Genomic DNA, 8,609 nt, shown 5'->3' on the forward strand with positions numbered 1-8,609 from the left:
CGTATCCTGATTTTCCATCGCCACTGGGGGGTGATCTGGATGGGCGGCACTTTGCGTGATCGTTGCCTGGGTGCCTCGCGCCCATTCCTGCTCGCCGTCCTGCTGACCGTTGCCTGGTTGGCGTGGGCCGCTGGCTCCGCGAATGCCGCATCCGAAGATCCGAACCCGCTGGGCGCGGTCGAGCAGGCAACCGTTTCACTGCTACAGGACGCCGGCAGCACGCCCGTTCCGGCACCCCAGGATTCTCCAGCCCATGCCGCCGCCGTGCCGTTTCCGGTCTCCGGCACGGCGGCGGCGGTGGCCGACGTCACGGATCCCGTGCCCGGCGAGGCAACAGAAGCTGTGACCGTTGTGGTGAACAGGGCCGCCCCGCCACCTGTCGACACGATTACCGACGCTGTGCTCACCGACACGGTGACCGGCAGTGTCGACACAGTGAGCGACACAGTCGTCTCAGGGGTGGATTCGTTGGCGCCGGCCTTGCCCGGCGTTCAGGTCCCTGCGCTGCCAGTTCCCACGGTGCCAGTACCCACGCTGCCACTTCCCACCGTGCCTGTTCCAACCGTGCCTGTTCCAACCGTTCCGGTACCGCAGGTTCCGTTGCCGGAACTGCCGGTGCATTTGCCGGAAGTGACTGTCCCCGGGCGTTCACCCGTTACCACCGTGCCGCCGTCGGGCTTTGACGCGGTGACGGCGGCACCTGCCGGCGTCGGCCTTGAGGCAACTGCCCGTGCCGGTTCGCAGGCGGCCAAGGACACAGCTCCTCAGCAGGTCCGGCGCGCGGTTTCGCCGTTGGAGTTCCTGGCGAATACGCAGGCCTTACGGGCGTTGGCGGCAACCATTGGCTACGTCGTTTCGGCAGCGCCCTCGCCGGCAAACGCGCCGGAGCCCGAGCCGGGGTTCCGCTTCGCTGCCCTGCAGAACCAGTCCGGTCCCGCATCGGCTGGTGCGGGCAGCGCCGGCGCCGAGGCTTCGGCCGACGTCGCGGCGTTCTGGAACATCCTGCACGATGCCCGCAGCGGCCTCATGCGGGACACGGCTCTGGTCCCTGCCGCAGGCCCGTCATTTGATCCGGGGTCTTCCCCCGACTGAGAAGGCCACCTCTGCGCTCTTTCAGGCAGAGCATGGCCACCCACGCCGTCGTCGGCGTAAGGAATCAACACTCAGTCAGGAGAAAAGTCATGTCCAGCTACGCCCAGCTCTTCAGCGCCACCCCGATCGTCCGTTCCGCGCCCGCCCGTGCCCGCATCGGCAACTGGCCCGACCCGATGAAGGGATCCATCGGCAACTGGCCCGACCCGATGACCGCGAGCATCGGTTGGTGGCCCAACACCATGAAAGCTCGCATCGGCAACTGGCCCGACCCCATGAACCCGATGGTCCGGGCAGGTTCGGCGGCCGGCCGCTGACCCAGGCTGGTCCGGATGTTGTCCCGCGCCCGTCTGGGGGTGGTACGGGGCAGCATCCGGGCCCTGCAATACATCGGGTCCGCCCCTTGAGGACGAGCCACCCGGCCACCCGCGGCGGCGAGCGCCGCCGTCGTCGTGCTTCAACTCAGCCCGGCTGTTAACCCAACCTTCTACTCCCCGTCATTCCCGCTCCCCCGTTAGGCAACACGCCCCGCGCACCGTGGAGGGGTGAGGATCGCAATCGTTGCTGAATCATTCCTGCCACTGATGAACGGGGTTACGCACTCCATCCTTCGGGTGCTAGAGCATCTGCAGGAACGGGGCGATGACGTTATGGTGATCGCCCCGTCGACGCAGGACACAGAGGTCCTGGATGTGGTGCACGGCGCGTTCGTGCACCGGCTTCCATCGGTGCCGCTGGCCGGGTACACGAACGTGCGGGTGGCGTTGGGCGGTGTGAACCGGGTCAAGAGAATCCTTGCCGATTACGCGCCGGACGTTGTCCACCTCGCGTCACCGTTCGTGCTCGGCTGGCGGGCGGTGCAGGCGGCACACCAGTTGGGGATCCCCACTGTGGCCATCTACCAGACCGAGGTTCCCAGTTACGCGGCGCGCTACGGGGTGCCGTTCATGGAGAACTGGGCCTGGAACCGGGTGGAGAACATCCACCTGCTGGCTTCCCGGACGCTGGTGCCGTCCACTTTCGCGCTGAACCAGTTGCGCGGCCGCGGTGTACTGCGGGTGGACATGTGGCGGCGCGGTGTGGATACCGCGCGCTTTGCGCCGGGAAAGCGCGACGACGCGTGGCGGGCCTCCGTGGCCCCCGGCGGCGAGCGGATCATCGGCTACGTGGGCCGGCTTGCCGTTGAAAAGCAGGTGGAGGACCTGGCCGTGCTGGCCGATGTGCCGGGCACCAGGCTGGTGATCGTCGGCGACGGACCGCAGCGGGAGTCGCTGCAGGAAGCCCTGCCCAACGCCGTGTTTGCGGGGTTCCTCGGCGGCGACCAGCTGGCCAGGGCGGTGGCATCCTTCGACCTGTTCGTGCATCCCGGCGAGTTCGAGACCTTCTGCCAGACCATCCAGGAGGCCATGGCATCGGGCGTGCCGGTGGTGGCCACAGGGCGTGGAGGCCCGCTGGACCTGGTGGAGAATTCCCGCACGGGCTGGCTGTACAAGCCCGGCGACCTGGCCGGGCTGCGTGCGCATGTCATGGACCTGATGGGCGACGACGCCAAGCGCCGCGCGTTCGCGGCGGCAGCGCACGCCTCGGTCCAGGGGCGGACGTGGCCGGCATTGAGCGCGGAGTTGGTGCGCCATTACCGGGCGGTGATGGCAGGCGAGCCGGTGGTTGAGCCTGCGCTTGCACCCGTGCACGCAGAAAGCCGCCGCGTTCCGGTGGTCGCGCCCGTCCAAATCAAAAGAGGAGTGTCCCTGTGAGAATTTCCGTGATCGGCTGCGGCTACCTCGGTGCCGTGCACGCAGCAACCCTGGCGTCGATGGGCCACATTGTGGTGGGCATCGACGTCGACGCGGCCAAGGTGGACCAGCTGGCCCGCGGCTTCGCCCCGTTCTTCGAACCGGGACTGGACGAGCTCCTGCAGGACGGCCGCGCCACCGGCCGCCTCACGTTCTCCACGGATTTCGCTGCCGCGGCCGGCGCGCAGGTGCACTTCCTCTGCGTGGGTACGCCACAGTCCAAAACGTCCGACGGCGCCGACCTCAGCTACCTGGTGTCCGCCACCGAAAGGCTCCTTCCGCACCTGGCCCCGCGCTCCGCCGTCGTGGGTAAGTCCACGGTCCCGGTGGGGACGGTCGAGATGCTGGCCGGCATCCTGTCCGGGCGCCCGGACGTGCTGCTCGGCTGGAACCCTGAGTTCCTGCGGCAGGGCACCGCGGTGAAGGACTCCCTGGTGCCGGATCGCCTGGTCTACGGCGTGCCGGGAGGAAAGGCCGCGGCGTTTGAGCACACAAGCGGGGCGGGCCGTGGCGTGACGGCTGCGATGGATGCCGTCTACGAGCCGCTGCTGCGCGCCGGGATTCCGCGGCTGGTGTGCAACTTCGCCACAGCGGAACTGATCAAATCGGCCTCGAACGCGTACCTCGCCACGAAAGTCAGCTTCATCAATGCGATGGCCGAGCTGTGCGACGCGTCCGGCGCGGACGTCACCGAACTGGGTGAGGCGATGGGCCTGGATCCGCGGATCGGCAGCCGGTACCTGCATGCCGGGCTGGGGTTCGGCGGCGGCTGCCTGCCCAAGGACATCCGCAGTTTCCGGGCACAGGCCGCGGCTCTCGGAGTGGCTTCGGTGGACGAGTGGATGGGGGTGGTGGACGCCATCAACCTGGGCCAGCGGCACCGGACGGTGGAGATCGCCGCGGAGCTGTGCGGCGGCTATCTGGCCGGCCGGACGGTGACGGTGCTGGGCGCTGCGTTCAAGCCGGCAACGGACGACATCCGCGACTCCCCCGCCCTGGACGTCGCCCTGCAACTGGCCGCGGCCGGCGCCCACGTGACGGTGACGGATCCGAAGGCCATCAACAATGCGTGGATGCGGTACCCGCAGCTGCGGTTCGAGAAGTGCACGGACCGCGCCCTCGAGGGCGCCGAGCTGGTGCTGCTGCTGACTGAATGGGACGAATACCGTTCGCTGTCGCCGCTGGTTGCGGGTGCGCTGGTACGACGCCGGACGGTGCTGGACGCACGCAATGTGCTGGACGCTGTGGAGTGGCGGGCATCGGGCTGGACCGTGCGCGGGCTGGGGACAGGGGCTGACGCGGTCGTCGACCTCGAGCCGAACCGCGCAGGAACGAAGCCCGCGGATTCTGCCCATGCCACCGGTGCGCCTGCCGGATCCGGACGCCCGGGAGTCCAGATTCCCTAGCGTTGAGATTCACAATGAGGGCGTGAAGGGCCGCCCCAATTTCCTCGGCCAAAGTTCTTTTGCCGTGAATTCTTTGGTGCTTTTTGCCGGCGTTTTTTCATGTGACAAGCGGTCCTGATCTTCGCACTCTATGATGTGCGGAGGGAGGACATTCTATGAAGAAATGGCGGTCTCACGTGTTCTTTAGGGTGCTGTGATGGCGGTGCACGAAAGCCAGGAACCCGGAGCATTTTCGGGCACTGATTATCAGGCCATCATCGGCTCACTTCCTGACGCCCTTTTGGTGCTTGCCCAGAATGGCACCATCGTCCTCGTGAATGCCGCGGCCGAGCATTTGTTCGGGTACTCCAGGCAGGAACTTGTCGGCCGGGACCACCGGGGCATTCTTGCCGAGGGATATCGCCAGGGTTTCCAGCGCCTGTTCAAGGTCCTCGGCAGGGATCAGGAATCCGGACACAGCTCGCCGTTCGAGGCGTACGGTGTCAGGAAAGACGGTACGGAATTCAGGGGCGAGATCGCATGCGCTCTCCTGGATACGGCTGCGGGCCTTTGCATGTCTGTGTCGGTCCGGGCCATGCACCATCGTCAGGAACCCGACGACGGGCTGCGCGAGGCCATGTCCCTGCTCAGCGCCACGCTCGAGTCCACGGCTGACGGCATCCTTGTGGTCGGCACTGACGGCCAGATCGCCGGTGTCAACGAGCAGTTCGTGTCCATGTGGGGCATTCCGCGGGAATTGCTGGCCACGCACGACGATGAAGCGGTGATCAGCTACGTGCTCGGGCTCCTGGAGGATCCTCAAGGCTTCCTGGACAAGGTCCACGAGCTCTACTCCCACCCGCTGGCGGAGAGCAATGACGTTCTGAAATTCATCGACGGGCGGACCTTCGAACGGTACTCGCGCCCGCAGAAAGTGGCGGACAAGGTGGTGGGCCGCGTCTGGAGCTTCCGCGACGTCACGCCCCGGCTGGCTGCCCAGGACCAGGCGAAGCGGGCCATGGCCGATCTCGCCGAGCAGGCAGCACAGCTCAAGGCGCTGGCGTTCCAGGACCCACTGACCGGTCTTGCCAACCGCAAGCTGTTCAATGACCAGCTCGCCGAAGCACTCCGCGGCGACCGGGCCATCTCGGTGGACGTCCTGCTGCTGGATCTGGATGACTTCAAAGAGGTCAACGACATCCTTGGCCACCACGCCGGCGACGAAATGCTGACGGAGGTGGCGCGCAGGCTCCGTTCGTGTGTCCGTCCCGACGACACCGTCGCCCGTCTGGGCGGAGACGAATTCGTGGTGCTGTTGACAGCTTCGCCGGAACCGGATGCCGTCGCAGAACGCATCGTGGCGTCGCTGAATGTTCCGATGTGGATTGACAGAACCATGCTGCGACCCAGCCTCAGCCTGGGCCTGGCCTCGGTGGGCAGCGATACTGTGGCGGGCTCCGAGCTGCTCCGCCAGGCCGACGTCGCGATGTACGCCGCCAAGGCCGCCGGCAAGAACCGGTACATGCGGTTCGAGCCGGACATGATGACGGCGCTGGTGCAACGCACGGATATGGACGCCGGGCTGCGCACGGCTGTAGACGGCGGCCAAATCTTCGTGCACTACCAGCCGGTCATTTCGCCACGGCACGGTGAGGTTGTCCAGTTTGAGGCACTGGCCCGCTGGAAACGGGACGGGGAGCTGATTCCGCCCGGACAGTTCATTCCGACGGCGGAGCGAAGCGGGTTGATCTCCGCCATTGGCCTGCAGGTCTTGCGGCACAGTTTCACCGAGCTGCAACCGTGGCTGGCTGCGGACGCCACACGCTCCGTAGCCGTCAACGTTTCGGGTGTGCAGCTGAAGGAATGCAAGTTCGCCGACAGCGTTTTGCAGCTGGCGGCCTCTTGCGGCGCGGATCCCCGGCAGCTGGTACTGGAAGTGACGGAGAGCGTCTTCTTTGATCCGGATGCGCACGTGATCCTGCAGTTGGACCTGCTCCGTGACGCCGGCGTGCGCGTGGCGCTGGACGACTTCGGCACCGGCTACTCCTCACTGGGGCGGCTGCAGGATCTTCCCGTGGACGCCGTGAAGATCGACCGATCATTTGTCTCCATGGTCCGCACCGGCGCAGAGAAACTACCCATCCTAAACTCCATGATCAACATGGCCCACAGCTTGGGCCTGACGGTTACAGCGGAAGGCATCGAGACCACGGCGCAGGCGACCTACCTGACCAACCTGGACTGCGATTCCCTGCAGGGTTATCTGTTCTCCCACCCTGAACCCGAGTCCGGGCTGGAACTCGCGCTGCTCCGCTCAGCCGACGCCATCGACGAGATGCGGGGCGTCCGCCTCGAAGGCTGACGGACGGGGGGCTTGACGGCTGACTGGGGCGACGGATCGACGGCTGACCGGGGCGTCGCTACCCGTCGAGTCCCTCGACCACATCGATTCCGGTCAGGTCGTAACAGACCTGGCGCAGGGCTGCCAAGTATCCCATGGTCTCTGCCGATGCCGGCTGATTGCTGGGATCCAGGATCTGGCCCCACAGGATCCGGGTCGCGATGCCGGATTGGACCCGGATTTCCGGAGGGGCCGCTGCGGTGACCTTCTCCAAGGTCGCCATAGCTTCCTTCGGGGGAACGGTTCCCTCGTTGAGAACCTTGAAACCTTGTTTCCACACACTGCAGACTTCGTCGACGCTCATTGTGGGAACCGGCTGGGACTGCTGAGCATCCGGGACCGGTCTTTGAACGATGATGGACGGCGGATCTGAAGGCCCTGCCGCTGTGGACGCCGCGGGCCCTGCCACAGGCAGCGAGCACCCAACCACCCCCAGTGCGAGAGCAATGACCAGCGCAGCGATGAACTTCTTCATGGTTCCCCCTCATAGCGAATGTCACCACGCTATGAGGGCACGGGGGCAAGCGGAACGGAGGCCAAGCGCTATGTGGATAACCGGGCATAGGAATCCAGCACTCGGCCCCTGAGCCTGGGGCGCGGCTAACCCTGAGTCAGCTTCGCTGGTCGATCTTGTCCGTGCTGACCAGAGCTTGACTTCGATCCCACAGCTGCCGCGCCAGCTGGGCGTCGTAGGCCTGCCTGTTGGCTTTGGCCAGCGCCCGTTTGGCATAGTAGGCGCCGGGAACCCAGTCCTGCCCGGGCGTAGTGGTGGCGAGCCACACGAGCGTGTCTGCCCCCTGCTCCGGGGTCAGCATGAACCGTTTGATGAATGTCTTATAGGCGAACCGGAACCAGCTGGTCGACTCCGCCGCGAAGTTGGTGGCCACGCCGCCCGGGTGGAACGCGGCCGTGGAAATGCCGACTGCGTTGTACCGGTGGTGCAGCTCGGTGGTGAACAGGATGTTTTCGAGCTTGGAGGTCCCGTAGGCCTTGCTGGTGGAGTATTTGCCAGCGGCGTCAAGGTCATCGATATCCACGTACCCGAACGCGTTCGCCGCGCTCGACGTGTTGATCACCGTCGCATTGCTCGCCGTCAACACGTCCATCAGTTCGTTGGTCAGCAGGAACGGCGCCAGGTGGTTCACCTGGAACGTCTTCTCGTGGCCGTCCACGGTCAGCTCGCGCTTGCCCATGATCCCGCCGGCGTTGTTCGCCAGGACGTCGATCCGCGGGTACTTTTCCCTCAGCTGTGCAGCAAGCGTGCGCACCTGGGACAGCTCAGCGAAGTCGCTGACGAAATAGTCAGCGCCGAGCTCTACCGCCACCGCCCGGGTCTTTTCCGCCGAACGCCCGACGAGGACCACCCGCTCCCCTGCCTTCGCCAGCGTCCGCGCCGCGGAGGCTCCGATGCCGTCGCTCGCTCCGGTAATAACGATGGTCCGTGCAGCCATGAAGTGTCTCCCAATCGATGGTGGAGCGTGCCGTTAGCGGGCGTCCCGAGCCCAGACAGTACAACGATGGTGGCGCCGCTGGTGTTCCGAGCACGCTCTCTCACTTTTCGCGGGAAATTCCCGGACGCTCTCTCACTTTTTGGGGGAAATTCCCGGACGCTCTCTCAGTTTCCGGTGAATTTACGACGGCGGTGTGTGGCTTGGGTGCTGGCCGGCCTCTGCAGGGAGTGCGAGAGGGTTGCCCTGGAGGGTGCAGGATGTGAGAGAGGGTTGCCCGAAAGGGTGCAGGAAGTGAGAGAGCGTCCTGGCTGTTCGGGTTTTTGGTGGTGTTGAGTGGTTGAAGTGTGTGGGGGTGGTTAACGTGGGAGAGCCCCAACCAGTTCCCTGGTTGGGGCTCTCGACCTAATGGTTGTCCGGCGGTGACCTACTCTCCCACACCCTCCCGGGTGCAGTACCATCGGCGCTGTGGGTCTTAGCTTCCGGGTTC

The 8,609-nt window shown here is 65.7% G+C and carries 7 protein-coding genes; 5 read left to right on the forward strand and 2 right to left on the reverse strand.

Going from position 1 to position 8,609, the window contains the following annotated elements:
* Positions 1–39: 39 nt before the first annotated feature.
* From CXQ91_RS24710 to CXQ91_RS05135, 5 genes are all read left to right on the forward strand, one after another.
* A complete protein-coding gene (locus CXQ91_RS24710) occupies positions 40–1,092 on the forward strand; it encodes a hypothetical protein (protein ID WP_181038774.1) in 1,053 nt (350 codons plus the stop codon).
* Between the two features lie 89 nt (positions 1,093–1,181).
* Positions 1,182–1,409 carry a hypothetical protein gene (locus CXQ91_RS05120; protein WP_104172819.1) on the forward strand — a complete coding sequence of 76 codons (228 nt, stop codon included), beginning with the start codon at positions 1,182–1,184 and terminating at the stop codon, positions 1,407–1,409.
* A 228-nt stretch (positions 1,410–1,637) separates the two neighbouring features.
* Positions 1,638–2,846, forward strand: a complete 1,209-nt coding sequence (locus CXQ91_RS05125; RefSeq protein WP_258073830.1) for a glycosyltransferase family 1 protein — start codon at positions 1,638–1,640, stop codon at positions 2,844–2,846.
* Complete coding sequence (locus tag CXQ91_RS05130) at positions 2,843–4,291, forward strand: UDP-glucose/GDP-mannose dehydrogenase family protein (protein WP_104172820.1); 1,449 nt, start codon at positions 2,843–2,845, stop codon at positions 4,289–4,291. The genes CXQ91_RS05125 and CXQ91_RS05130 overlap by 4 nt, the downstream gene beginning before the upstream one ends.
* 196 nt (positions 4,292–4,487) lie before the next feature.
* Entirely contained in the window at positions 4,488–6,632 is a 2,145-nt protein-coding gene (locus CXQ91_RS05135) for a bifunctional diguanylate cyclase/phosphodiesterase (protein ID WP_104172821.1), read from the forward strand.
* Positions 6,633–6,690: 58 nt separating this feature from the next.
* Here the strand turns inward: CXQ91_RS05135 and CXQ91_RS05140 are convergent, their stop codons facing one another.
* Complete coding sequence (locus tag CXQ91_RS05140) at positions 6,691–7,146, reverse strand: hypothetical protein (RefSeq protein WP_104172822.1); 456 nt, start codon at positions 7,144–7,146, stop codon at positions 6,691–6,693.
* Between the two features lie 136 nt (positions 7,147–7,282).
* A complete protein-coding gene (locus tag CXQ91_RS05145; protein ID WP_104172823.1) occupies positions 7,283–8,122 on the reverse strand; it encodes an SDR family NAD(P)-dependent oxidoreductase in 840 nt (279 codons plus the stop codon).
* Positions 8,123–8,609: the final 487 nt, after the last annotated feature.

It is taken from the genome of Arthrobacter sp. Y81, assembly GCF_002929335.1.
Taxonomy (GTDB): Bacteria; Actinomycetota; Actinomycetes; order Actinomycetales; family Micrococcaceae; genus Arthrobacter.

Coding starts and splice junctions, on each gene's coding strand:
- CXQ91_RS05140 (WP_104172822.1), bottom strand. CDS start 7,146: ATGAAGAAGTTCATCGCTGCGCTGGTCATTGCTCTCGCACTGGGGGTG.
- CXQ91_RS05145 (WP_104172823.1), bottom strand. CDS start 8,122: ATGGCTGCACGGACCATCGTTATTACCGGAGCGAGCGACGGCATCGGA.
- CXQ91_RS05135 (WP_104172821.1), top strand. CDS start 4,488: ATGGCGGTGCACGAAAGCCAGGAACCCGGAGCATTTTCGGGCACTGAT.
- CXQ91_RS05120 (WP_104172819.1), top strand. CDS start 1,182: ATGTCCAGCTACGCCCAGCTCTTCAGCGCCACCCCGATCGTCCGTTCC.
- CXQ91_RS24710 (WP_181038774.1), top strand. CDS start 40: ATGGGCGGCACTTTGCGTGATCGTTGCCTGGGTGCCTCGCGCCCATTC.